A 22,607-nucleotide genomic window follows, 5' to 3' on the forward strand; every position below is an offset into this window, starting at 1 on the left:
GGCGGGCGATGGCGGAACCGATCCTGGAAATCGAAAACCTGTCGATCTCCTTCTTCACGCGTGCTGGCGAGATCCCGGCGGTGATGGACTTCTCGTGCAAGGTGATGCCGGGCGAGGCGATGGGCCTGGTCGGCGAATCCGGCTGCGGCAAGTCGACCGTCGCGCTCGGCATCATGCGCGACATGGGCAACCGCGGAAAGATCGTTGGCGGCCGCATCAAGTTCATGGGCCGCGACATGGGCGAGATGTCGGAGGCGGAGCTGCGCCGCGTGCGCGGCAACAAGATCGCGATGATCTACCAGGAGCCGATGGCCAGCCTCAATCCGGCGATGAAGGTCGGCCGTCAGCTCATGGAGGTGCCGCTTCTGCACGACCGGGCGTCGCGCGAGGAGGCCTATGCGCGCTCGCTCGACATGCTGAAGTCGGTGCGCCTGCCCGATCCCGAGCGCATGATGGGCTCGTATCCGCACCAGCTTTCCGGCGGCCAGCAGCAGCGCGTGGTGATCGCCATGGCGCTGCTGTCGAAGCCCAACCTGCTGCTGCTCGACGAGCCGACGACGGCGCTCGACGTCACGGTGGAGGCCGGCATCGTCGACCTGGTCAAGGATCTGGGCAAGGAGTTCGGCACCTCGATGCTGTTCATCTCGCACAATCTCGGGCTGATCCTCGAGACGTGCGACCGCATCACGGTGATGTATTCCGGCGAGGCGGTGGAGACCGGCACGGTCGAGGACGTCTTCGACCGCATGCGCCATCCCTACACGCAGGGCCTGTTCCGCTCGATCCCGCTGCCCGGCGCCGACAAGCACGCCCGCCCGCTGATCGCCATTCCCGGCCAGCTTCCGCTGCCGCACGAACGGCCCAAGGGCTGCAATTTCGGGCCGCGCTGCCACCACTTCGTCGAGGGCGTGTGCAACGCAGCCGAGATCCCGATGATCGCGGTGCCCGAGCACGGCAGCCACATGAGCCGCTGCGTGCGCTTCGAGGAGCTCGACTGGACGGCGCTGCCCGAAGGCGTGAAGCAGAACCCGGCCGTCGAGCCCGGCCCGCCGGTGCTCAGGGTCGACGACCTGAAGAAGTACTACGCCGTGTCGGCAAACGAGATCTTCGGCGGCACGGAACGCCGCGTCGTCAAGGCCAACGAGGCGATCAGCTTCGACGCGCGCGAATCCGAGACGGTCGCCATCGTGGGCGAGTCGGGCTGCGGCAAGTCCACGCTGGCCAAGGTGCTGCTCGGGCTGGAGACGGCGACCAGCGGCGAGGTGACGCTCGGCAACACGCACATCCAGGACGTGCCGATCCAGCAGCGCGACACCGAGACCATCTCGTCGATCCAGATGGTCTTCCAGAACCCGTTCGACACGCTCAACCCGAGCCACTCGGTGGGCTCGCAGATCATCCGCACGCTCGAGAAGTTCAAGATCGGCCGCACGGTCGAGGACCGGCGCCAGCGCATGCTGGAGCTGCTCGACCTGGTCAAGCTGCCGCGCGCCTTCGAAAAGCGCATGCCGCGCCAGCTGTCGGGCGGCCAGAAGCAGCGCATCGGCGTGGCGCGCGCCTTTGCCGGCCGGCCCAAGGTGGTGGTCGCCGACGAGCCGGTCTCCGCCCTCGACGTGTCGGTGCAGGCGGCCGTCACCGAGCTGCTGATGGACATCCAGCGCGAATCGAAGACGACGATGCTGTTCATCAGCCACGACCTGTCGGTGGTGCGCTACCTCGCCGACCGGGTGGTGGTGATGTATCTCGGCTACATCGTGGAAAAGGGCACCACCGAGCAGATCTTCTCGCCGCCCTACCACCCCTATACCGAGGCGCTTCTGTCGGCGATCCCGATCGCCGACACCAGCGTGCGCAAGAAGCATGTGGTTCTGGAGGGCGACGTGCCGTCGGCGATGAACCCGCCGCCCGGCTGTCCGTTCCAGACGCGCTGCCGCTACAAGCATCTGGTGCCCGACGACAAGTGCGAGACCGAGGTGCCGCCGCTGCGCGAGCTGGGCGACGGGCACCGCTCGCTGTGCTGGCTGTCGGATGCGCAGCTCGCCGAGCAGGAGCCGGTCATCACCTTCCACCGGAGCGAGGAGAAGGACGCCTCGACGCGAGCGCCGGAGCCCACCGCGCGGGTCACCCGGGCGCCGGTCGCCAAGAAGTCGAAGGCCTCCGAGGTCGCCTCTGAGACCGCCGACCCCGAGACGCCGGCCGAGGCCGAGCTTGCCGCCGGCGGCGGGAAGGGCGGCCGGCGGGCGAGTGCGGTGCCCGGCAGCTCCGCGCCGCAGCGCAGCGCTGGCCAGGTCGGCGGCGGCCGCTCGGCGGCGAGCACCCGCGTCAAGCCGGGCACCACGCGGTCGACTTCGCGCGAGGGCGGGCCGACGCGCAGCGGCACGCGGCCGAGCGCCAGGGCGAAGGCCAACGAGGCGGGCTCGCGCGAGCCGGCCGGCACGGCGACGGCGGCCGATGCGGCAGGCGGGGCGCGCGGCGCGCGCGCCAGGCCCGAGGCGATCGCGCGCCCGGCACAGCCCGACGATCTCAAGCGCATCTCCGGCGTCGGGCCGAAGATCGAGGGCATCCTCAACGGTCTCGGCATCTACACCTATGCCCAGATCGCGGCGTGGAAGAAGGCCGAGCGCGCCTGGGTCGACGAGCACCTGCGCTTCCGCGGCCGCATCGAGCGCGAGGACTGGGTGGGCCAGGCGAGGGCGCTGAAGAAGGGCGTGCAGGCTCCGGCCGGCCGCGCCGGCCGCAGGCCGCGCTGAGGGCGCCGGGCCCGGGCTTCGTCCGGCGCGCGGAAACGACGCCGGCGCGCCGGCATCCCGCATGCCGGCCCGCCAACCTGCGACGGCGATTCAACGCGCTGCCAGTCTGAATCCGGCAAGCGGCGCAAGATGCTGATTTTCAAGCACTTCTCATTGACGTCAGGAGCTGCAGGGCGGCCGCGCGCGACGCGCGGGGCGGGGCGGCGGCAGCCGGGTGCCGGTCCCCGGCGCGGGCAAAATTTGACCGATTGATAAAAAAACAAATCTGCGCTAGCGTTCGCCAAAACAAGCGATCGGGGAACACGCCATGACCGACGGCCCTTTCAAGGAAGGCATCGCCGCGGGGCGCCTGGCGCCGCAGGACTACGCCGGGAACTTCGCCGACCTGCACCCGCCGTTCGACCGGCACGAGGCGCAGGTCGAGGCCGACCGCTGCTACTTCTGCTACGACGCGCCCTGCGTGACGGCCTGCCCGACCGCCATCGACATCCCGCTGTTCATCCGCCAGATCGCCACCGGCAACCCGATGGGCTCGGCGCGCACCATCTTCGACCAGAACATCCTGGGCGGCATGTGCGCGCGCGTCTGCCCGACCGAGACGCTGTGCGAGGAGGCCTGCGTGCGCGAGGCGGCCGAAGGCAAGCCGGTGCAGATCGGCCGGCTGCAGCGCTACGCGACCGACACGGCGATGGCCGCCGGACGGCAGTTCTACGACCGCCCCGCGTCGACCGGCAAGCGCGTCGCCGTGGTCGGCGCCGGCCCGGCCGGGCTCGCCTGCGCCCACCGGCTGGCGATGTACGGCCATGACGTGACGGTGTTCGAGGCGCGGCCCAAGCCGGGCGGCCTCAACGAATACGGCATCGCCGCCTACAAGACGGTCGACGGCTTCGCCCAGGCGGAGGTCGACTACGTCACCGCCATCGGCGGCATCGCCATCGAGAACGGCAAGGCGCTCGGCCGCGACCTCTCGCTGGGCGAGCTGACCGGCGGCTTCGACGCCGTCTTCCTCGGCATGGGGCTCGGCGGCGTCAACGCGCTGCGCGCCGAGGGCGAGGAGGCGGCCGGCGTCGACGACGCGGTCGGCTTCATCGCCGAGCTGCGCCAGGCGAGCGATCTCGCCGCGCTGCCGGTCGGCCGCCGCGTGGTGGTGATCGGCGGCGGCATGACGGCCATCGACGCGGCGGTGCAGGCCAAGCTGCTCGGCGCCGAGGAGGTGACCATCTGCTACCGCCGCGGCAAGGAGCGCATGAACGCGTCCGACTACGAGCAGGATCTGGCGGCGGCCAACGGCGTGACCATCCGCCACTGGCTGCAGCCCCGGCGCGTCGTCGCCGAGGACGGCACGGTGCGGGCGATCGAGCTCGAATACACGCGCGAGGAGGGCGGCCGGCTGGCCGGCACCGGCGAGACGGTGACGCTTGCCGCCGACCAGGTGTTCAAGGCGATCGGCCAGACCTTCGAGCCGGCCGGCCTCAACGGCAGCGGCCCGTCGATCGCCATGGAGGGCGGCCGCATTAGGGTCGACGCCGAGGGCCGCACGTCGCTCGACAAGGTGTGGGCGGGCGGCGACTGCGTGGCGGCCGGCGACGACCTGACCGTGACGGCGGTCGCCCAGGGGCGCGACGCGGCCGAGGCGATGCACCGCGCGCTCGCCCGCTAGAGCGTTTGCAGGCGAAGTGGGAACCGGTTCGCCGTTCGCAAACGCGGCAAGACAGCAAGTTGGAGCCGATCTGCGATTCCCGTGAAGGGCAGAACGGCTGCAGACGACCGGCGGAGGACCGTGACCATGGCTGACATTCGCAACGATTTCGTCGGCATCAAATCGCCGAACCCCTTCTGGCTGGCTTCGGCGCCGCCGACCGACAAGGAGTACAACGTCGTGCGCGCCTTCAAGGCGGGCTGGGGCGGCGTGGTGTGGAAGACGCTCGGCGAGGATCCGCCGATCGTCAACGTCAACGGGCCGCGCTACGGCGCCATCTGGGGCGCCGACCGGCGGCTGCTCGGCTTCAACAACATCGAGCTGATCACCGACCGCAAGCTGCAGACCAACCTGCAGGAGATCAAGGCGGTGAAGAAGGCGTGGCCGGACCGCGCGGTGGTCGTGTCGCTGATGGTGCCGTGCGAGGAGGACAACTGGAAGGCCATCCTGCGCGCCGTCGAGGAGACGGAGGCCGACGGCGTCGAGCTCAATTTCGGCTGCCCGCACGGCATGAGCGAGCGCGGCATGGGCTCGGCGGTCGGCCAGGTGCCGGAATACATCGAGATGGTGACGCGCTGGTGCAAGGCCAACACGCGCATGCCGGTCATCGTCAAGCTGACGCCCAACATCACCGATGTGCGCTATCCCGCGCGCGCGGCCAAGGCCGGCGGCGCCGACGCGGTGTCGCTCATCAACACGATCAACTCGATCACCGGCGTCAATCTCGACCATTTCGCGCCGGAGCCGATGATCGACGGCAAGGGCAGCCACGGCGGCTATTGCGGCCCGGCGGTCAAGCCGATCGCCATGAACATGGTGGCCGAGATCGCCCGCGATCCCGAAACCGCCGGCCTGCCGATCTCCGGCATCGGCGGCATCACCACCTGGCGCGACGCGGCCGAGTTCATGGCGCTCGGCGCCGGCAACGTGCAGGTCTGCACGGCGGCGATGACCTACGGCTTCAAGATCGTCGAGGAGATGATCGCCGGCCTCAGCGAGTGGATGGACGCCAGGGGCCACGCCAGCCTCGACGCCATCGTCGGCCGCGCGGTGCCCAACATCAGCGACTGGCAGCACCTCAACCTCAACTACGTCACCAAGGCGCGCATCGACCAGGAGCTGTGCATCAAGTGCGGCCGCTGCCACATCGCCTGCGAGGACACCTCGCACCAGGCGATCACCAGCATGGTCGACGGCGTGCGCCATTTCGAGGTGATCGACGCCGAGTGCGTCGGCTGCAACCTGTGCGTCAATGTGTGCCCGGTGGAAAACTGCATCACCATGGAGCCGCTCGCCGCCGGCGTCGTCGACCAGCGCACCGGCCGGACGGTCGAGCCGACCTACGCCAACTGGACGACGCATCCCAACAACCCGGCCGCTCGGGTGGCGGCGGAATAGGCCGCACCGACCGCGCGAGAGCCGATCTGCCGTTCGCGGGAATCGCAGATCGGCTGCAACTTGTTGCCTTGGCGCGTTTGCGAACGGCGAACCGGTTTCCCCTTCGCCCGGAAACGCTATGGGACCGCGCCGCAGCCGGGCGGGGCCCGCCGGGTCCGGCCGGCCCGCGGCGACGGTGGCAGGACCGCCCCGGCATGCCGGCGAAAGCCGGCGGCCGCCTGTGGCGGCATGGCTGCGGCCGCGCGGGGCTTGCCGGCGCCGGCTTTGGCGTTGCAGATGGTGAGCGGCGGGCCGGGGGCCGCGCGCGGCAGATGGTGACGAGGGCAGGGTGAGCGAGGCGATCGGCAGCGGCGACGGACCGGCGGCACGGTCGCATACCGTGCACGCCACCGGCCGGCAGAAGCTGGTCGGCCATCTGGCGATGCTCGCCTTCTCGGCGCTGGTCGCCGGCTCGTTCTCCTTCGGCGCGCTGGCCGCGCCGCATGTCGGGCCGGCGGCGCTCAACGCGGTGCGCTTCGCCATCGGCACGGCGCTGATGGGCGCGGCCGCCTGGCTGGTGCTGCGCGGCCGGGTGCCGCCGCCGCGCGCGCCGTGGCGCTTCCTGCTGCTCGGCGCGCTGATGGCGGTGTTCTTCGTCACCATGTTCGTCGCGCTGCGCCTCACCGATCCTGTCTCGACGGGGGCGGTCTTCACGCTGATGCCGCTGATGGCGGCCGGCTTCGGCCGGCTTTTTCTCGGCCAGGTGCCGCGTCCGGTCGTGCTCGCCAGCCTGGCGCTCGCCGGCGCCGGCGCGCTGTGGGTGATCTTCGGCGGCGAGCTGGCGGCGCTGCTCGCCTTCGACGTCGGCCGCGGCGAGATGATCTTCTTCGTCGGCGTCGCCTGCCACGCCGCCTACGCGCCGCTGGTGCGCCGGCTCAACCGCGGCGAGCCGGTGATCGCCTTCACCTTCTGGACGCTGCTGGCGACCGGGCTGTGGATCGCGCTCTACGGCGCCGGCGAGATCGCCGCCACCGGCTGGGGCGACCTGCCGGCGGTGGTGTGGGCGGCGATCCTCTACCTGGCGGTGTTCACCACCGCCGGCACGTTCTTCCTGCTGCAGTTCGCCACGCTGCGGCTTCCCGCCTCCAAGGTGCTCGCCTACAACTATCTCACGCCGTCGCTCGTCATCCTCTATGAGGGGCTGCTCGGGCACGGCTGGGCGAGCGGCGCGGTGCTGGCCGGCGCGGCGATCACGGTTGCCGGCCTGGCGCTGCTGGCGCTGGCGCCGGACGGCTGAGACGCGGCTGCGGCGGCCGCCGGGCGCACGAGCATGGAAAGGCAGGCGATGAGCGACATGCTGGCTTTCGGACGCGGGGTGCTGGAGCGCCAGCCCTTCAGCGTCTTCATGGGCGTCGAGCTCCTGGCGATGGAGCCCGGAGCGGCCGAGCTCGCGCTGGCGCTGCGCGCCGACCACCGCCAGCAGCACGGCTACGTGCATGGCGGCGTCATCAGCTATCTGGCCGATTCCGCGCTCGCCTATGCCGGCGGCTCGGTGCTCGGCGATTCGCTCACGCTGGAGTTCAAGATCAACTATCTGCGGCCCGGCCGCGGCCGGCGGCTGGTCGCCCGGGCGCGCGTCACCGGCAGCGGCCGCAGCCAGGCGGTGTGCCACTGCGACGTGTTCGCCGTCGACGACGACGGCGAGACGCTGTGCGCCACCGCGCAGGGCACGATCTGGAAGGTCGAGCCGCGCCGCGCGCAGGCCTGAGCGGTGGCGGCGCCGCGCGCCCCCGGCACGCGGCGGCGGCGTGGCTTCGTGCCGCTCTTCGTTCACCGAATCACGGAACGGCTTCAACCCGTTGTTTTGACGCGCTTCCGGACGGCGAGTCGGGTTCCGTTTCGCGCGAAAACCCTAGCCGCCGAGGCCGCCGAAGCGCCGCGCGAAGGCGGCCGGATCGGCGAGCGGCGGCATGCCGGCGGCGTCGAGCCAGGCCTCGCTCGGCGCGGCGAGCCGCGCATAGACGCTGCGCGCCAGGCGGCGCGCCGCCTCGCCGGGCCAGTCGGTCGGCAGCAGCGCGGGCGGCAGGCCGGGATCGCGCAGCACGATGCGCCGCCAGTCGTGCACCAGCAGCGTGCGCGCGGCGATCGCCTCGCCGGGCGGCACCGGCCGGGCGCGCGCCAGGGCGGCGGCGAACGGGGTGTAGGCCTCGATGAAGCCGCGATAGGCCGCCGCGATCTCGCCCGACGGCCACAGGCTGCGCAGCATCTCGGGGTGCTCGGCGCTGGTGCCGTGGATGACCAGCATGTTGGCGAGCGCCGGCGGCGCGGCCGGCGCGGCTTCGCCGGGGCGCAGATGCACGCCGGCGGCGATGCGCAGGAAGCCGGCCTCCTCGAGCTCGGCCGCGCCGGCGCCGTTGCCGCCGGGCGCGGCGATCGCCACGGTCCAGCTTCCGTCCCAGGCGGGCGGGCCGGCGGCATAGATGCGCCGCGTCGCCCGGTCGAAGGCGTGGCGGCCGCGCTCGTCGAGCCGGTAGAAGGAGTTGCGCCCGCGCCGCTCGCGCTCGACCCAGCCGTCGGCGGCCAGCCGCGACAGCGCCGTGCGCAGCGCGCCCGCCTCGACGCCGAGCCGGCCGGCGATCTGGCGCAGCACGGCGAGCGGCACGCGGCCGCCGCGCGGCACCACCGCGTCGCCGAACACCGTGACGACCAGCGACCACACGCGCAGCCGGCCGCGCGCGTGCAGCCGGGCGATCAGCCGGTCGAGCGTGCCGTCGGTCGGGTCGGCGGTTGCGTCCATGGCGTCCCGAATGCCACGGGAGCGCGCGCGCTGGCAAGCTGGCGGCGCACTCAGTCGAGGCCGCGCACGCCCGACACCAGCAGCCGGGTGGCAAGCCGCGCGTAGCGCCCGCGGCTCATGCCGCCGCCCTCGCGAAACCACATATAGAGCCAGTTGAGCATGCCGAACAGGCTCATCGTCACCGGCTTGAGCAGCGTCGGATCGGCGGCGAAGGCCGGCGGATCGAGCCGCATGACGGCATCGGCGAAGGTGGCGACGAGCTGGCGCTCGAGCGTCTTGAGGCGCTGCTGATCGGCCTCGGGCAGCAGGCGCAGCGCGTTGATCTGCACCTTGTGCTCGGCGTCGGCGTCGCGATAGGCCTCGAGCAGCGCGGCGACCAGCCGCTCGAGCCGCGCCTCGGGCTCCGCCTCCGGCCGGTCGGCCGCCTCGACCGCCTCGACCAGCGTGGCCAGATGGTCGTGCACGATGTCGAAGAGCAGCGCCTCCTTGGAGGCGTAGTAGTGATAGAGCAGCGCCTTCGACACGCCGAGCTCGGCGGCGAGCTGCGCCATCGACGCGCGGTCGTAGCCGTCGCGCGCGAAGACCTGCGCGGCCTGGTGCAGCATGGCGGCGCGCTTGTCGTCGTAGTCCTTGGCGCGGCTGCGGGCCATCAGCTCGGCACGCGCCGGCGGCGCGCCCGCGGCACGGCGGCGGGCGCATGGCGGGGCAGGGCGGTCGCGCCGCGCATCGCCGGCGCTCAGTCCTTCGGCCGGTTGTCGACGACGCGCACCGCCTTGCCCTGGCTGCGCGACACCGCGCCGGGCTCGCGCACGTTGACGCGCACCGACACGCCGATCACCTCCTTGATGCGCGAGCCGAGCCGGCTCGAGGCGTCGGTGCGGTGCGCCTCGGGCGCGTCGGGCGCGGCGATCTCGACATGCACGGTCAACTCGTCCATGCGGCCCTGGCGCGTCAGCTCCACCTGGAAGTGCGGCGCCAGGCCGCCGACGGCGAGGATCTGCTCCTCGATCTGCGTCGGGAACACGTTGACGCCGCGCAGGATCATCATGTCGTCGGAGCGGCCGGTGATCTTCTCCATGCGCCGCATGGTGCGCGCCGTGCCGGGCAGCAGCCGGGTCAGGTCGCGGGTGCGGTAGCGCACGATCGGGAAGGCCTCCTTGGTGAGCGAGGTGAAGACGAGCTCGCCGCGCTCGCCGTCGGCGACCGGCCGGCCGGTCTCGGGATCGACCACCTCGGGGTAGAAATGGTCCTCCCAGATGTGCAGGCCGTCCTTGGTCTCCACGCATTCGTTGGCCACGCCCGGGCCGATCACCTCCGACAGGCCGTAAATGTCGACGGCGTGCATGTCGAAGGCGTCCTCGATCTCCCGGCGCATGGCGTTGGTCCACGGCTCGGCGCCGAAGATGCCGACCTCGAGCGGGCTTTCGCGCGGGTCGAGCCCCTGGTCGCGGTAGGCGTCGAGGATCGACAGCATGTAGGAGGGCGTCACCATGATGGTGGTGGCGCGGAAATCCTCGATCAGCGTCACCTGGCGCGCCGTCATGCCGCCCGACACCGGGATCACCGTGCAGCCGAGCCGCTCGGCACCGTAATGGGCGCCCAGCCCGCCGGTGAACAGGCCGTAGCCATAGGCGACGTGCACGATATCGCCGGGCCGGGTGCCCGAGGCGCGCATCGAGCGGGCGACCACCTCGGACCACACGTCGATGTCGTTCCTGGTGTAGCCGACGACGGTCGGCTTGCCGGTGGTGCCGGACGAGGCGTGCACGCGGATCACCTTGTCGCGCGGCACGGCGAACATGCCGAAGGGGTAGTTGTCGCGCAGGTCGGCCTTGCCGGTGAAGGGGAACTTCGCCAGGTCGGCCAATTCCTTCAGGTCGTCGGGATGGACGCCGGCGGCCTCGAACGCGCGGCGGTAGTGCGGCACGTTCTCGTAGGCGTGGCGAAGCGACCATTTCAGCCGCCCGAGCTGCAGGGCGGCGATCTCGTCGCGCGAGGCGATCTCGATCGGGTCGAGGTCCTCCTTGCGGGGTGTCAGGTCCTTCATCCGCGTCCTCCCGTCGGCGCCCTCACGACGCCTCGTCGAAATGCCGGCCCTCGATGGCGCGCGAGGCGCCGCGGAACTCGGCGATCAGCCGGCCGTCCTGGTCGCGCACGCGCACGTCGTAGATGCCGGAGCGGCCGTAGCGCGTCACCTCGCGCGCCTCGGCGGTCAGCCGGTCGCCGCGCCTGGCCGGCGCGATGAAGGTGATGACGTTGTGCTGCGCCACGACCACGGTATTGTAGGAATTGCAGGCGAAGGCGAAGGCGGAATCGGCCAGCGTGAAGATGTAGCCGCCGTGGCAGATGTCGTGGCCGTTGGTGTGGTGCGTCTCGACCGTCATCGACAGGGCCGCCGTGCCGGGCCCCACCGCGTCGAGCGTGGCGCCGAGCCATTTCGAGGCGGCGTCGCGCGCCCACATCGCCTCGGCGCTCCTCTCGGCGACGGCCTGCGGCGTCAGCGTCATGCCAAACCCTCCCCCGCGGCGGCGCGCCGCATCGTTGCGAAAACTTGCATAAACCGACCGGACGGTCAATAATACTTCCGTCCCTGTCGCCGAGCGGAGGAGCGCGGCACCCATGCAGGCCGATCCGACACTGGCGGCGCGTTTCGAGCTGACGGCGCCGCCCGACGGCTTCGCCGCCGACCCCTATCCCTTCTACCGGGCGCTGCTCGCGCATCGGCCGGTCAAGCGCTTCGCCGACGGCTCGGTGATGCTGTCGCGCTGGGCCGATCTCGACCGCGTCTACCGCGACACGACCGCCTTCTCCTCCGACAAGACGGTGGAGTTCCTGCCCAAGTTCGGCCGCACGCCGCTCTACGAGCACCACACGACGAGCCTGGTGTTCAACGATCCGCCGCTGCACACGCGGGTGCGCAAGATCATGGTGGGGGCGCTGACGCCGCGCGCGCTCGCGGCGATGGAGCCCGGCCTCGTCGCGCTGGTCGACCGGCTGCTCGCGCGCATGGCCGACAGGGAGGCGGTCGACCTGATCGAGGATTTCGCCGCGGCGATCCCGGTCGAGGTGATCGGCAACCTGTTCGGCATCCCGCATGCCGAGCGCGGCCCGCTGCGCGACTGGTCGCTCGCCATCCTCGGCGCGCTGGAGCCGGTCCTGAGCGCCGAGCAGCAGGCGCGCGGCAACCGCGCGGTGCGCGACTTCAAGGCGTATCTGAAGACGCTGGCCGACGCGCGCAGGCGGCGGCCGGGCGATCCGCAGACCGACGTGCTGACCCGGCTGATCGCCGGCAATGCGGGTGAGGCGCTGTCGGAGGTCGAGCTCCTGCAGAACTGCATCTTCATCCTCAATGCCGGCCACGAGACGACCACGAACCTGATCGGCAACGCGCTCAACGCGCTGCACGAATGGCCGCAGGAAAAGGCGCGGCTTCTGGCCGAGCCGGCGCTGATCGGCACCGCGGTCGACGAGTTCCTGCGCTTCGAGAGCCCCAACCAGCTCGGCAACCGCCTGGCGACGCAGGACGTCGTCTTCCACGGCGAGACGGTGGCGGCGGGCACGCGCGTGCATCTGGCGATCGGCGCGGCCAACCGCGACCCGCGCCAGTTCGACGCGCCCGACCGGCTCGACCTCGGCCGCAGGCCGAACAAGCATCTCGCGTTTGCCGGCGGGCCCCATCTGTGCGTCGGCTTCTCGCTGGCGCGCATGGAGGGCCGCATCGCCATCGCCCGCTTTGTGCAGCGTTTCCCCGGCTTCGCCGTCACCGGCACGCCCGAGCGCACCGGGCGGGTGCGCTTCCGCGGCTTCGCCCGGCTGCCGGCGCGGCTCGGCTGACCCGGCACGCCCATCGGCAATCAGGAGTCCCACCCATGTCCCTTCTCTCCCTCAACAGCTACGCCGCCGGCCGCTGGATCGCGCCGGCCGGCAAGACGGTGCGGCTGAAGAGCGCCGTCAGCGGCGCCGAGATCGCCGAGCTCGGCTCGGGCGGCGTCGACTTCCAGGCGATGGCCGCGCATGCCCGCCAGGTCGGCGGCCCGGCGCTGCGGCGCATGACCTTCCACGACCGCGCCTTCATGCTGAAGGCGCTGGCGCAGCATCTCAACGAGCGGCGCGAGGCGCTCTACGAGCTGTCCTACGAGACCGGCGCGACCCGGGCCGACTCGCAGATCGACATCGACGGCGGCATCGGCACGCTGTTCGTCTACGCCTCCAAGGGGCGGCGCGAGATGCCCGACGACACGGTCTATGTCGACGGCGCGCTGGAGCCGCTGTCGCGCTCGGGCGGCTTTGTCGGCCAGCACGTCGCCACGCCGCTGACCGGCGTGGCGGTGCACATCAACGCCTTCAACTTCCCGGTCTGGGGCATGCTGGAGAAGCTGGCGCCGACGCTGCTCGCCGGCATGCCGGCGATCGTCAAGCCGGCCTCGCAGACGGCCTGGCTGACCGAGGCGTGCTTCCGCATGATGGTGGAGTCGGAGCTTCTGCCGGAGGGCGCGGTGCAGCTCGTGGCCGGCTCGGCCGGCGACCTGCTCGACCGGTTGACCGGCCAGGACGTCGTCTCCTTCACCGGCTCGGCCGCCACGGCGGCGATGCTGCGCGGCAACCGCCATCTGATCGCCCAATCCGTGCGCTTCGTCGCCGAGCAGGATTCGCTCAACGCCTCGATCCTCGGGCCGGATGCGACGCCCGGCAGCGCCGAGTTCGACGCCTTCGTCCGCGAGGTGCACCGCGAGATGACGGCCAAGGCGGGGCAGAAATGCACCGCCATCCGGCGTATCCTGGTACCCGACGCGCATCGCGAGGCGGTGGTCGAGGCGGTCGCCGAGCGGCTGCGCAAGACCGTCGTCGGCAATCCGCGCTCCGAAAGCGTGCGCATGGGGGCGCTGGCCAGCCTGGCGCAGCGCGACGACGTGATGGCGCGGGTCGCCGAGCTCGCCGGCGAGGCGCGGCAGGTGTTCGGGAACGGCGACGGCTTTTCCGTCGCCGACGCCGACGCGCGGGCCGGCGCCTTCGTACCGCCGATGCTGTTCGTCGCCGACGATCCCGACGGGGCGGAGCGGCTGCACGCGGTCGAGGCGTTCGGCCCGGTCGCCACCGTGATGGGCTACCGCGACCTCGACCACGCGCTGGCGCTGGCCAACCGCGGCGGCGGCTCGCTGGTCGCCTCGGTGTTCACGCGCGATCCGCAGGTGGCGCGCCAGGCGGTGCTCGGCGCCGGCGCGCATCACGGCCGGCTCTACTTCGCCAACCGCGACACCGGCAAGGAGGCGACCGGGCACGGCTCGCCGCTGCCGCACATGGTGCATGGCGGCCCGGGCCGGGCGGGCGGCGGCGAGGAGCTCGGCGGCATCCGCGGCGTGATGCACTACATGCAGCGCACCGCCGTGCAGGCGAGCCCCGACCTCGTCGCCGGCATCACGCGGCGCTGGGTGCCGGGCGCGGCGACGCTGGAGAAGGACACGCATCCCTTCCGCCTCGCCTTCGGCGCGCTGGAGATCGGCCACACGCTGTGGACCGGCGAGCGCCAGGTGAGCCTCGACGACATCGAGCACTTCGCCCGCTTCACCGGCGACACCTTCTACGCCCACATGGACGAGGCGGCGGCCGCGGCCAACCCGTTCTTCCCCGGCCGGGTGGCGCACGGCTACCTGATCCTGTCCTTCGCCGCCGGGCTGTTCGTCGATCCCGAGCCCGGCCCGGTTCTGGCCAATTACGGGCTCGACAATCTGCGCTTCATGGAGCCGGTGTCGCCCGGCGACACGCTCAAGGTGCGGCTGACGGCCAAGCACAAGACGCGGCGCAACGAGGAGTATGGCGAGGTGCGCTGGGACGTCGGCGTCTACAACCAGGACGGCAAGCAGGTGGCCGGCTACGAGCTCCTGACGATGAACGCGATGTGAGGCGTTGCCGCCGGCCGCCTCACGGCTGCGGGGGCTCGCCTGAAAAGGCGATCTCGCCGGCGAGCGCGGCGGCGTGGGTGAGGGCGGCGCCGGTCGCCACCACCATCTGCGGCAGCAGCATCCATTCCAGCGTCCAGGCCGCGCCGGAGCGCTCGCCCTCGTGCACCAGCGCCTGGTGCATGCCGGCCAGAAGCGTGGCGTTGAAGCGGGCGAGCGCGACCAGCGTCTCGGCGCGCACCGGGTTGACCTTGTGCGGCATGGCCGACGAGCCGCCGCCGGCGGCGAGCCTGATCTCGGCCACCTCGCTCTGCGCCAGCAGCGCCACGTCCTGGCCCATCTTGCCGAGGCTGCCGGTGACGAGCGACAGCCAGCCGGCGAGCTCGGCCTGGCCGTCGCGCTCGCCGTGGCGCGGCCGGGCGGCGAGGTTGAGGCCGAGCCGGCGCGCCAGCCGCGCGGCGACCGCCGGGCCCGCCTCGCCGAGCGCGTCGAGCGTGCCGGCCGCGCCGCCGAAATGCAGCACCGCCACCGCGTCGGCGATCCGCCGCAGGCGCGTGCGGTGGCGCATCAGCGGGTCGCTCCAGGCGCGGATCTTGCGCGCCGCGGTGACGGGAACGGCCGCCTGCATGCGCGTGTGCGCCATCGCCGGGCGGGCGCCGTCGCGCGCCTCCAGCGCCTCCAGCGCGGCGACGGCGGCGGCCAGCCGCCGGTCGAGGATCGCCAGCGCCTCGCCGAGCCGCAGCGCCAGGCCGGTGTCGACCGCGTCCTGGCTTGTGGCGCCGAAATGCAGGTGGCGGGCATGCGGCGCGCCGAGCGCTGTGCGAAGCTGGGCGAGGAGTCCGGGCACCGCGACGCCGTCGCGGCCGGTCGCCGCGGCGAGGGCGGCCGTGTCGGGGCGGAAGCCGTCGCTCGCCGCGCCGATCGCCTGCGCCGCCGGCGCCGGGATCAGCCCTTCGGCGGCCTGCGCCTCGGCCAGCGCGGCCTCGAAGCGCAGCATCGCGGCCAGCTCCGCCTCGACGGCGAACAGCCGGGCGAGCGCGTCGTCGCCGACGAGCGCGGCGAGCAGCGGGTGGTCGAAGGCGGAAACGGCCAAGCGCAAGCCCTCAGATGTCGAAGAACACGGTTTCCCGCTCGCCCTGGAGATGGATGTCGAAGCGGTAGGTGTCGCCGTCGCGCGGCGCGATCAGCGTGGCGACGCGGTGGCGGTGCTCGATGCGCGCCAGCACCGGGTCCTCGGCGTTCGCCGCCTCCTCGTCGGCGAAGTACATCCGCGTCGACAGGCCGAGATTGATGCCGCGCGCGACGATCCACACGGTGACGTGCGGCGCCATCGGCCGGCCGTCGGGGAACGGCACGCGGCCGGGCTTGATCGTCTCGAAGCGGTATTCGCCGCTCTGCGCGTCGACCGCCGCGCGGCCCCAGCCGGCAAAATGCGGATCGGCCCGGCCGCGCGGCTCGCCGGGCGCGGGATAGAGCCCGTTCGCGTCGGCCTGCCACAGCTCGAGGAGCGCGTCCTTGAGCGGCGTGCCGGTGCCGTCGAGCACGCGGCCGGCAATGGCGATGCGCGCGCCGCGCGTGTCTTCGTTCACCAGGCTGGCGCCGAGGTCGCGCGGATAGACGCCGGCGATGCCGCACAGGTTCGGCGTCAGGCCGATATGGACATAGGGGCCGGCCGTCTGCGACGGCGTTTCCCGGAGGCGGTCGAGGGGCTGAACCATGCAGGCTCCTTTATCGGTGGACGGCCGCGCGAAGGCAACGGCGTCGCGGGCTCTCGCCGGCCAGCCGGCTCAGTTGCCCTCGCGGCGGTTCTCGAACGGCGTCGAGCGGCGGCCGCGCAGCACGATGTCGAACTTGTAGGCGAGCGCGTCCATCGGCAGCGTCTCGGCCATGTCGAGCGCGGCGACGAGCTGCGCGACGGCGGCCGGATCGGCGATCGTGCGCACGATCGGGCAGCGCGGGATCAGCGGATCGCCCTCGAAATACATCTGCGTGATCAGCCGCTGGGCGAAGCCGTCGCCGAACACCGAGAAATGGATGTGCGACGGGCGCCAGTCGTTCGGCCCGTTCGGCCAGGGATAGGGGCCGGGGCGAATGGTGCGGAAGGCGTAGCGGCCGTCTGGCCCGGTGATCGTGCGGCCGCAGCCGCCGAAATTGCCGTCGAGCGGGGCCAGATAGCCGTCCTTCCTGTGCCGGTAGCGGCCGCCGGCATTGGCCTGCCACACCTCGATCAGCGCGCCGGCCACGCCGCGGCCGTTCTCGTCGACGAGGCGGCCGTGCACGACGATGCGCTCGCCGATGGCGCTCTCGCCGGAGCGGGCGAAGTTGTGCACCAGATCGTCGTCGAGCGGGCCGAGCGCGTCGTGGCCGAACGCCGGTCCCGTCGTCTCCGACAGGGTGCTGTCGAGCGCCACCAGCGCCTTCTGCGGCGCGCGCAGCACGGAGGTCTTGTAACCCGGCGTGAAGGCCGGCGGATGCCACGTCAAGTCGCGCGGATAGAAGCCGCCCTGCGGCCGGCGGCGCCCGCTGTCGTCGCTCATCGGCTGTCGTCCTCCCGTTCGGCGAGCACCTGCTTGACCAGCTTGAAGGCGTGGTTGGCCGCCGGCACGCCGGCATAGATGGCCACGTGCAGCAGCGCCTCGCGCAGGTCGTCGGCGCTGGCGCCGGTGTTGGCGCAGGCGCGCGCGTGCAGCATCAGCTCGTCGTCGCGGCCGAGCGCGGCCAGGATGGCGACGGTGACGAGGGAGCGCTCGCGCCTGGTCAGCTCGGCGCGCGACCAGACATGGCCCCAGGCGGCCTCGGTGATGAGCGCCTGGAAGGGGGCGTCGAACGCCGTCTTGCCGGCCTCCGCCGCGTCGACCCAGGCATCGCCGAGCACGGCGCGGCGCGTCGCCAGGCCCTGGGCGCGGCGGTCGGCGGGGGGTGCGTCGTCGTCGCTCATCGGCGGCGGGCTCCTTCAGTAGGGCAGGCCGACATAGTTCTCGGCCATGGCGGTGCGGGCGGCGCGCGAGCCGACCAGGTAGTCGAGCTCGGCATGCTGGATCTTCTGGCCGAAGCCGCCCTGGTCGGGAAACCGGTGCAGCGTGTTGGTCATCCACCACGAGAAGCGCTCGGCCTTCCACACGCGGGCCAGCGCCTTGCCCGAATAGGCGTCGAGTCCCGCGTCGGAGCGCTCATGGTAGTGCTCGCGCAGGCCGTCGAACAGGTAGCGGATGTCGCTCGCCGCCAGGTTCAGCCCCTTGGCCCCGGTCGGCGGCACGATGTGGGCGGCGTCGCCGGCCAGCAGCAGCCGGCCGAAGCGCAGCGGCTCGGCGACGAAGGAGCGCAGCGGCGCGATCGACTTTTCCACCGACGGGCCGGTGGTCATCGCCTCGGCGGTGGCCGCCGGCAGCCGGCGGCGGATCTCGTCCCAGAAGCGGTCGTCCGGCCAGGCGTCGGTGCTCTCGTCCAGGCTGCACTGCACGTAGTAGCGGCTGCGCGTCAGCGAGCGCATCGAGCACAGCGCGAAGCCGCGCGGATGGTTGGCGTAGATCAGCTCGTCGCCGACCGGCGGCACGTCGGCGACGATGCCGAGCCAGCCGAACGGATAGACGCGCTCGAAGGTCTCGATGGCGCCGGCCGGCACCGAGCGGCGCGCGACGCCGTGATAGCCGTCGCAGCCGGCGATGAAGTCGCAGTCGAGCCGCCGCGTCGCGCCGTCGTGCTCATAGGTGAGACAGGGCCGCGCGCCGTCGAAATCGTGCGGCGTCACGTTCGCCGCCTCGTAGACCGACAACGCGCCGGAGGCCGCGCGCCGCTCCATCAGGTCGCGGGTGACCTCGGTCTGGCCGTACACCATGACGTGCCGGCCGCCGGTCAGTCCGGCGAGATCGACGCGGTGGCGCCGGCCGTCGAAGGCGAGGTCGAAGCCGGCATGCGGCAGGCCCTCGCGGCGCATGCGCGCGCCGGCGCCCGCCTCGTCGAGCATGGCCGCCGTGCCGTCCTCCAGCACGCCGGCGCGGATGCGGCCGAGCACATAGGCCTGCGAGACGCGCTCGACGATGACGTTGTCGATGCCGGCGTCCGTCAGAAGCTGGCCGAGCAGAAGGCCGGCCGGGCCCGAGCCGATGATGGCGACCTGGGTGCGCAACGCTCTCCTCCCGATGCCCGCCCGGTCTTGTGCCACCGTTCGCGGACCCGCGTCCCCGGGCGCGGCGCGGCGCGCAAGGAGACCGGCGAAGCATCGCCCGCCCGGGCCTGTCCGGCAATGGACATATCCGGCATCGCACTGCACTATCCGCACATGGCGACACCCCGCATCCCGGCCTCGGACCGGATTCCGACATACCGGCTTTATCGTGAGAGATCAGAGGAATCGGCGGATTTCTGGCTGCACTGCGAGACGCTTCCGGAGCGCACGCGGCTGCACAATTGGACGATCGGGCTGCACCGGCACGCGAGCTTCTTCCAGCTCTTCCTGCTGACCGCCGGCAGCGGCGCGCTCGACGAGGGCAGCGTCCGCCGCGGGCTTGCCGCGCCGGCGATGGTGTTCGTGCCGCCGGGCGCCGTGCACGGCTTCCGCTTCGCGCGCGACGTTGACGGGCTGGTGCTCACCGCGCTCGCCGACCGGCTGCAGCCGGTGGCGGCGGACCGCGTGCTCGGCCGGCTGTTGTCGGGCGTGCGGGTTGTGCCTGTGGCGGCGGACGCGCCGCCGGCCGCGGCGGTCCGCCGGCTGCACGGCGAGCTGTCGCGGCGCGCGCCCGGTCAGGCGCTGGTGCTGGAGGCGCTGGTGATCGAGGCGCTGGTCGGGTTTGCCCGGGCCGCGCTCGCCATGGCGAATCGCGACGGCGCCGACGGCGAGACCGGCGACCCGCGGCTGGCCCGGCTCGAGGCGCTGATCGGCGCGCACTGCCGCAGCGCGCGCGCGGTCGGCTTCTATGCCGCGCGCCTCGGCGTGTCGCCCGGCCACCTCAACCGGCTGACGCGGGCGGCGACCGGCCTGAGCGTGCACGGGCTGATCGCCGAGCGGCTGATGCAGGCCGCCCGCCGCGACCTGATCTTCACCGAGACGCCGGTGCAGGCGATCGCGCTGGCGCTCGGCTTCCAGGACCCGGCCTATTTCCACCGCTTCTTCCGGCGCCGCGCCGGCCTGCCGCCGGGTGCCTTCCGCGCCGCCGAGCGGCGCAAGCTGGCCGGGTGAGGGCGCAGCGGCCGGGCCAGAACGGCCGGGCCGGCACAAAAGAAAGGGGGCGGCCGCAGCCGCCCCCGGTGTCGCGTCCGGCGCTGGCCGTGCGGCGGCGGACCGCCGCCGGCGGCCTCAGTTCAGCGCCTCGTCGGTGATCGCGTGCGTCCAGGCGCCCTCGGGCTCCTGGGTGATGACGGGGTCGGAGCCGCCCGACAGCAGCGAGTCGACCGTGCGCTGGTAGTCGGCCGGGTCGAGCTCGCCGTTGGAGCCGGCCGTCAGCTTGGCGACCTCCTCCATCATGCGCTTCTGGTGCTTCTCGGTCTGGGCGCCGGTGGCGTCGTTCTCCAAGACGATCATCGCCGCCTCGACCGGGTTCTCCTCGGCCCATTTCCAGCCCTTCATCGAGGCGCGCACGAAGCGCACCATCTTGTCGACGAATTCGGGGTCCTGCAGGTCCTCCTCGAGCACGTACAGGCCGTCCTCGAGCGTGGCGACGCCCTGGTCCTCGTACTTGAAGTTGATGAGCTCCTCCGGCGTGATGCCGGCGTCGATCACCTGCCAGTACTCGTTGTAGGTCATGGTCGAGATGCAGTCGGCCTGCTTCTGCAGCAGCGGGTCGACGTTGAAGCCCTGCTTGAGCACCTCGACGCCGTCCTCGCCGCCCTCGGTCGGGATGCCGAGCTGGCTCATCCACGACAGGAACGGATACTCGTTGCCGAAGAACCACACGCCGAGCGTGCGGCCGGGGAAGTCGTCCGGTCCCTCGATGCCGGTCTCCTTCAGGCAGGTCAGCATCATGCCCGAGCTCTTGAAGGGCTGGGCGATGTTGACCAGCGGCACGCCGCGCTCGCGCGCGGCCAGCGCGGCCGGCATCCAGTCGACGATGACGTCGGCGCCGCCGCCGGCGATCACCTGCGGCGGGGCGATGTCCGGCCCGCCCGGCTTGATCGTGACGTCGAGGTCCTCCTCCTCGTAGAAGCCCTTGTCCTTGGCCACGTAGTAGCCGCCGAACTGGGCCTGGGTGACCCATTTGAGCTGCAGCGTCACCTCGTCGGCCGCCAGCGCGGGCGCGGCGGCCAGCATCATGCCGCCGGCAAGGATCGATGCGATGTGTTTCTTCATGTGCCTTCCCTCTGAGGTTGGGCCGCCGCGGGGCAGGCGGCCGCGTCTATCCACCGCGGACAGACGGATGCCAGAACGTAACAAGCCGCTCGACCAGCGTCACCAAGCCGTAGAACAGCGAGCCGGCGAGCGCTGCGACGGCGATCTCGGCCCACACCATGTCGATGTTCATGCGGCCGACCTCGGTGGAGATGCGGAAGCCCATGCCGACGATCGGCGTGCCGAAGAACTCCGCCACGATGGCGCCGATCAGCGCCAGCGTCGAGTTGATCTTCAGTGCGTTGAAGATGAAGGGCGCGGCCGCCGGCAGGCGCAGCTTGAACAGCGTCTGCCAGTAGGAGGCGGCATAGGTGCGCATCAGGTCGCGGTCGATGGCGCTCGAGGCGGCCAGCCCCTGGACCGTGTTGACCAGCATCGGGAAGAAGGTCATCACGATGACCACGGCGGCCTTCGACGGCCAGTCGAAGCCGAACCACATCACCATGATCGGCGCGATGCCGATGATCGGCAGCGCCGACACGAAGTTGCCGAGCGGCAGCAGGCCGCGCTGCAGGAACGGCGAGCGGTCGACGGCGACGGCGACCAGGAAGCCGACGCCGCAGCCGATCGCGTAGCCGATCAGCACCGCCTTGAGAAAGGTCTGCTGGAAGTCGGCCCACAGCGTCGGCAGCGAGTTGGTGATGCGCTCCCAGATCATCGTCGGCGGCGGCAGCAGCACGGTGGGGACCTCGAAGCCGCGCACCAGCCCTTCCCACACCACGAGCAGCGTGACGCCGAACAGCGCCGGCACCGCGATGTCGATGCCGCGGCGCAGCGCCGCGCTGCCCGGCTTCAGCCGCACCAGCCACTCGTTGACCGCCCAGGCGGCGGCCCAGAACAGGATGACGGTGGCGATGGTGCCGTTCATGGCCGCACCCCCATGCGCGCCAGGGCCATGCGATGGCCGAGGCCGACCAGCGCGACCAGCACGGCGGCAAGTGCCGCGGCCATGAACAGCGCCGACCAGATCTGCACGGTCTGGCCGTAGTAGGAGCCGGCGAGCAGCCGGGCGCCGAGACCGGCCACCGCGCCGGTCGGCAGCTCGCCGACGATGGCGCCGACCAGGCTGATGGCGACGGCCACCTTCATCGAGGTGAACAGGTAGGGCACCGCGCTCGGCCAGCGCAGCTTCCAGAAGGTCTGCGCCGTGCTGGCGTTGTAGGTGCGCATCAGGTCGAGCTGGATGACCTCGGGGCTGCGCAGCCCCTTCACCATGCCGACGACGACGGGAAAGAAGGACAGGTAGGTCGAGATCAGCGCCTTGGGCAGCAGTCCGGTCAGGCCGATCGCGTTGAGCACCACGACGATCATCGGCGCGATGGCGAGGATGGGGATCGTCTGGCTGGCGATCACCCAGGGCATCACCGACTTGTCCATCGCCCGGTTGTGCACGATGCCGACGGCCAGCAGGACGCCGAGCGCGGTGCCGATGGCGAAGCCGAGCAGCGTCGAGGAGAGCGTGATCCAGGTGTGATAGAGGAGGCTGCGCCGCGAGGTCGGGCTGACGCCGACGGTGGTGCGCCACATCTCGGCGAGCACCTGGTGCGGCGCTGGCAGCACCGGGCGCTCCTGGGCGAGCGTGTCGCGCACCAGGTCGGCGGCCGTCCACTCGGTGTCGCTGCGCTCGTAGACGCCGAGCTGCCAGGGCGCGTTGAGATAGACGGTGAAGGCGTACCAGATCGCCACGATGGCGGCGACCACGATGACGATCGGCAGGGCGCGGCCCTCTGCCAGACGGCGCAGCATCGAGCCCGACGCGCCGGCG

At 71.9% G+C, this 22,607-nt stretch carries 19 protein-coding genes and 1 pseudogene; 8 read left to right on the forward strand and 12 right to left on the reverse strand.

The annotated features are described in order from the left end of the window. Window positions 1-8 precede the first annotated feature (8 nt). From N1F89_RS09985 to N1F89_RS10005, 5 genes and pseudogenes are all read left to right on the forward strand, one after another. Window positions 9-2,066: pseudogene (locus N1F89_RS09985) on the forward strand (ABC transporter ATP-binding protein); the annotation flags it as partial. A gap of 991 nt (window positions 2,067-3,057) precedes the next feature. Beyond that, the gene (locus N1F89_RS09990; protein WP_290083781.1) at window positions 3,058-4,410 is read left to right on the forward strand and encodes an NAD(P)-dependent oxidoreductase; all 1,353 of its coding nucleotides are present in this window, start codon (window positions 3,058-3,060) and stop codon (window positions 4,408-4,410) included. A 126-nt stretch (window positions 4,411-4,536) separates the two neighbouring features. Then, window positions 4,537-5,847, forward strand: coding sequence for an NAD-dependent dihydropyrimidine dehydrogenase subunit PreA (gene preA, locus N1F89_RS09995; protein ID WP_290083782.1), 1,311 nt, complete (start codon window positions 4,537-4,539; stop codon window positions 5,845-5,847). Window positions 5,848-6,175: 328 nt separating this feature from the next. Beyond that, on the forward strand, window positions 6,176-7,123 hold the full coding sequence (locus tag N1F89_RS10000; protein WP_290083783.1) for a DMT family transporter: 948 nt from the start codon (window positions 6,176-6,178) through the stop codon (window positions 7,121-7,123). Window positions 7,124-7,171: 48 nt separating this feature from the next. Then, the gene (locus N1F89_RS10005) at window positions 7,172-7,594 is read left to right on the forward strand and encodes a PaaI family thioesterase (protein WP_290083784.1); all 423 of its coding nucleotides are present in this window, start codon (window positions 7,172-7,174) and stop codon (window positions 7,592-7,594) included. 144 nt (window positions 7,595-7,738) lie between these two features. Here the strand turns inward: N1F89_RS10005 and N1F89_RS10010 are convergent, their stop codons facing one another. From N1F89_RS10010 to paaI, 4 genes are all read right to left on the reverse strand, one after another. Continuing rightward, window positions 7,739-8,623 (reverse strand): PaaX family transcriptional regulator C-terminal domain-containing protein, encoded by an 885-nt coding sequence (locus N1F89_RS10010; RefSeq protein WP_290083785.1) that lies wholly within the window; start codon window positions 8,621-8,623, stop codon window positions 7,739-7,741. Window positions 8,624-8,673: 50 nt separating this feature from the next. After that, the gene (locus N1F89_RS10015) at window positions 8,674-9,273 is read right to left on the reverse strand and encodes a TetR/AcrR family transcriptional regulator (protein WP_290083786.1); all 600 of its coding nucleotides are present in this window, start codon (window positions 9,271-9,273) and stop codon (window positions 8,674-8,676) included. 86 nt (window positions 9,274-9,359) lie between these two features. Further along, a complete protein-coding gene (gene paaK / locus N1F89_RS10020) occupies window positions 9,360-10,670 on the reverse strand; it encodes a phenylacetate--CoA ligase PaaK (RefSeq protein ID WP_290083787.1) in 1,311 nt (436 codons plus the stop codon). Window positions 10,671-10,692: 22 nt separating this feature from the next. Continuing rightward, a complete protein-coding gene (gene paaI, locus N1F89_RS10025; RefSeq protein ID WP_290083788.1) occupies window positions 10,693-11,130 on the reverse strand; it encodes a hydroxyphenylacetyl-CoA thioesterase PaaI in 438 nt (145 codons plus the stop codon). Between the two features lie 112 nt (window positions 11,131-11,242). Between paaI and N1F89_RS10030 the strand changes: the two genes are divergently transcribed. Together N1F89_RS10030 and paaZ are read left to right on the forward strand one after the other, a co-directional pair. Then, window positions 11,243-12,457: a cytochrome P450 gene (locus N1F89_RS10030; RefSeq protein ID WP_290083789.1), complete on the forward strand. Its 1,215-nt coding sequence runs from the start codon at window positions 11,243-11,245 to the stop codon at window positions 12,455-12,457. A 35-nt stretch (window positions 12,458-12,492) separates the two neighbouring features. Further along, a complete protein-coding gene (gene paaZ / locus N1F89_RS10035; protein ID WP_290083790.1) occupies window positions 12,493-14,523 on the forward strand; it encodes a phenylacetic acid degradation bifunctional protein PaaZ in 2,031 nt (676 codons plus the stop codon). A gap of 19 nt (window positions 14,524-14,542) precedes the next feature. Here the strand turns inward: paaZ and N1F89_RS10040 are convergent, their stop codons facing one another. From N1F89_RS10040 to pobA, 5 genes are all read right to left on the reverse strand, one after another. Then, complete coding sequence (locus N1F89_RS10040; protein WP_290083791.1) at window positions 14,543-15,613, reverse strand: 3-carboxy-cis,cis-muconate cycloisomerase; 1,071 nt, start codon at window positions 15,611-15,613, stop codon at window positions 14,543-14,545. Between the two features lie 10 nt (window positions 15,614-15,623). Next, entirely contained in the window at window positions 15,624-16,238 is a 615-nt protein-coding gene (gene pcaG / locus N1F89_RS10045) for a protocatechuate 3,4-dioxygenase subunit alpha (protein ID WP_290083792.1), read from the reverse strand. A 69-nt stretch (window positions 16,239-16,307) separates the two neighbouring features. Further along, entirely contained in the window at window positions 16,308-17,057 is a 750-nt protein-coding gene (gene pcaH, locus N1F89_RS10050; protein WP_290083793.1) for a protocatechuate 3,4-dioxygenase subunit beta, read from the reverse strand. Next, complete coding sequence (gene pcaC / locus N1F89_RS10055; RefSeq protein ID WP_290083794.1) at window positions 17,054-17,458, reverse strand: 4-carboxymuconolactone decarboxylase; 405 nt, start codon at window positions 17,456-17,458, stop codon at window positions 17,054-17,056. Before pcaC ends, pcaH begins: the two co-directional genes overlap by 4 nt. A gap of 15 nt (window positions 17,459-17,473) precedes the next feature. Then, on the reverse strand, window positions 17,474-18,646 hold the full coding sequence (gene pobA, locus N1F89_RS10060; RefSeq protein WP_290083795.1) for a 4-hydroxybenzoate 3-monooxygenase: 1,173 nt from the start codon (window positions 18,644-18,646) through the stop codon (window positions 17,474-17,476). 153 nt (window positions 18,647-18,799) lie between these two features. Between pobA and N1F89_RS10065 the strand changes: the two genes are divergently transcribed. Further along, complete coding sequence (locus N1F89_RS10065; protein WP_290083796.1) at window positions 18,800-19,696, forward strand: helix-turn-helix domain-containing protein; 897 nt, start codon at window positions 18,800-18,802, stop codon at window positions 19,694-19,696. 117 nt (window positions 19,697-19,813) lie between these two features. Here the strand turns inward: N1F89_RS10065 and N1F89_RS10070 are convergent, their stop codons facing one another. Genes N1F89_RS10070 through N1F89_RS10080 form a run of 3 tightly spaced genes read right to left on the reverse strand, consistent with a single transcriptional unit; the run spans window position 19,814 to window position 22,588 of the window. Beyond that, window positions 19,814-20,803 carry an ABC transporter substrate-binding protein gene (locus N1F89_RS10070; protein WP_290083797.1) on the reverse strand — a complete coding sequence of 330 codons (990 nt, stop codon included), beginning with the start codon at window positions 20,801-20,803 and terminating at the stop codon, window positions 19,814-19,816. A 46-nt stretch (window positions 20,804-20,849) separates the two neighbouring features. Continuing rightward, window positions 20,850-21,710 carry an ABC transporter permease gene (locus N1F89_RS10075; RefSeq protein WP_290083798.1) on the reverse strand — a complete coding sequence of 287 codons (861 nt, stop codon included), beginning with the start codon at window positions 21,708-21,710 and terminating at the stop codon, window positions 20,850-20,852. Then, window positions 21,707-22,588, reverse strand: coding sequence for an ABC transporter permease (locus tag N1F89_RS10080; RefSeq protein ID WP_290083821.1), 882 nt, complete (start codon window positions 22,586-22,588; stop codon window positions 21,707-21,709). The genes N1F89_RS10075 and N1F89_RS10080 overlap by 4 nt, the downstream gene beginning before the upstream one ends. Window positions 22,589-22,607: the final 19 nt, after the last annotated feature.

This window comes from Aquibium sp. A9E412 (assembly GCF_030398335.1).
Classification (GTDB): Bacteria; Pseudomonadota; Alphaproteobacteria; order Rhizobiales; family Rhizobiaceae; genus A9E412.

Excerpts from the sequence above, each read along its gene's own strand:
- N1F89_RS09990 (WP_290083781.1), top strand. The coding sequence starts at position 3,058 with ATGACCGACGGCCCTTTCAAGGAAGGCATCGCCGCGGGGCGCCTGGCG.
- preA (WP_290083782.1), top strand. The coding sequence starts at position 4,537 with ATGGCTGACATTCGCAACGATTTCGTCGGCATCAAATCGCCGAACCCC.
- N1F89_RS10005 (WP_290083784.1), top strand. The coding sequence starts at position 7,172 with ATGAGCGACATGCTGGCTTTCGGACGCGGGGTGCTGGAGCGCCAGCCC.
- N1F89_RS10010 (WP_290083785.1), bottom strand. The coding sequence starts at position 8,623 with ATGGACGCAACCGCCGACCCGACCGACGGCACGCTCGACCGGCTGATC.
- N1F89_RS10015 (WP_290083786.1), bottom strand. The coding sequence starts at position 9,273 with ATGGCCCGCAGCCGCGCCAAGGACTACGACGACAAGCGCGCCGCCATG.
- paaK (WP_290083787.1), bottom strand. The coding sequence starts at position 10,670 with ATGAAGGACCTGACACCCCGCAAGGAGGACCTCGACCCGATCGAGATC.
- paaI (WP_290083788.1), bottom strand. The coding sequence starts at position 11,130 with ATGACGCTGACGCCGCAGGCCGTCGCCGAGAGGAGCGCCGAGGCGATG.
- N1F89_RS10030 (WP_290083789.1), top strand. The coding sequence starts at position 11,243 with ATGCAGGCCGATCCGACACTGGCGGCGCGTTTCGAGCTGACGGCGCCG.
- paaZ (WP_290083790.1), top strand. The coding sequence starts at position 12,493 with ATGTCCCTTCTCTCCCTCAACAGCTACGCCGCCGGCCGCTGGATCGCG.
- pcaG (WP_290083792.1), bottom strand. The coding sequence starts at position 16,238 with ATGGTTCAGCCCCTCGACCGCCTCCGGGAAACGCCGTCGCAGACGGCC.
- pcaH (WP_290083793.1), bottom strand. The coding sequence starts at position 17,057 with ATGAGCGACGACAGCGGGCGCCGCCGGCCGCAGGGCGGCTTCTATCCG.
- pcaC (WP_290083794.1), bottom strand. The coding sequence starts at position 17,458 with ATGAGCGACGACGACGCACCCCCCGCCGACCGCCGCGCCCAGGGCCTG.
- N1F89_RS10065 (WP_290083796.1), top strand. The coding sequence starts at position 18,800 with ATGGCGACACCCCGCATCCCGGCCTCGGACCGGATTCCGACATACCGG.
- N1F89_RS10070 (WP_290083797.1), bottom strand. The coding sequence starts at position 20,803 with ATGAAGAAACACATCGCATCGATCCTTGCCGGCGGCATGATGCTGGCC.
- N1F89_RS10075 (WP_290083798.1), bottom strand. The coding sequence starts at position 21,710 with ATGAACGGCACCATCGCCACCGTCATCCTGTTCTGGGCCGCCGCCTGG.
- N1F89_RS10080 (WP_290083821.1), bottom strand. The coding sequence starts at position 22,588 with ATGCTGCGCCGTCTGGCAGAGGGCCGCGCCCTGCCGATCGTCATCGTG.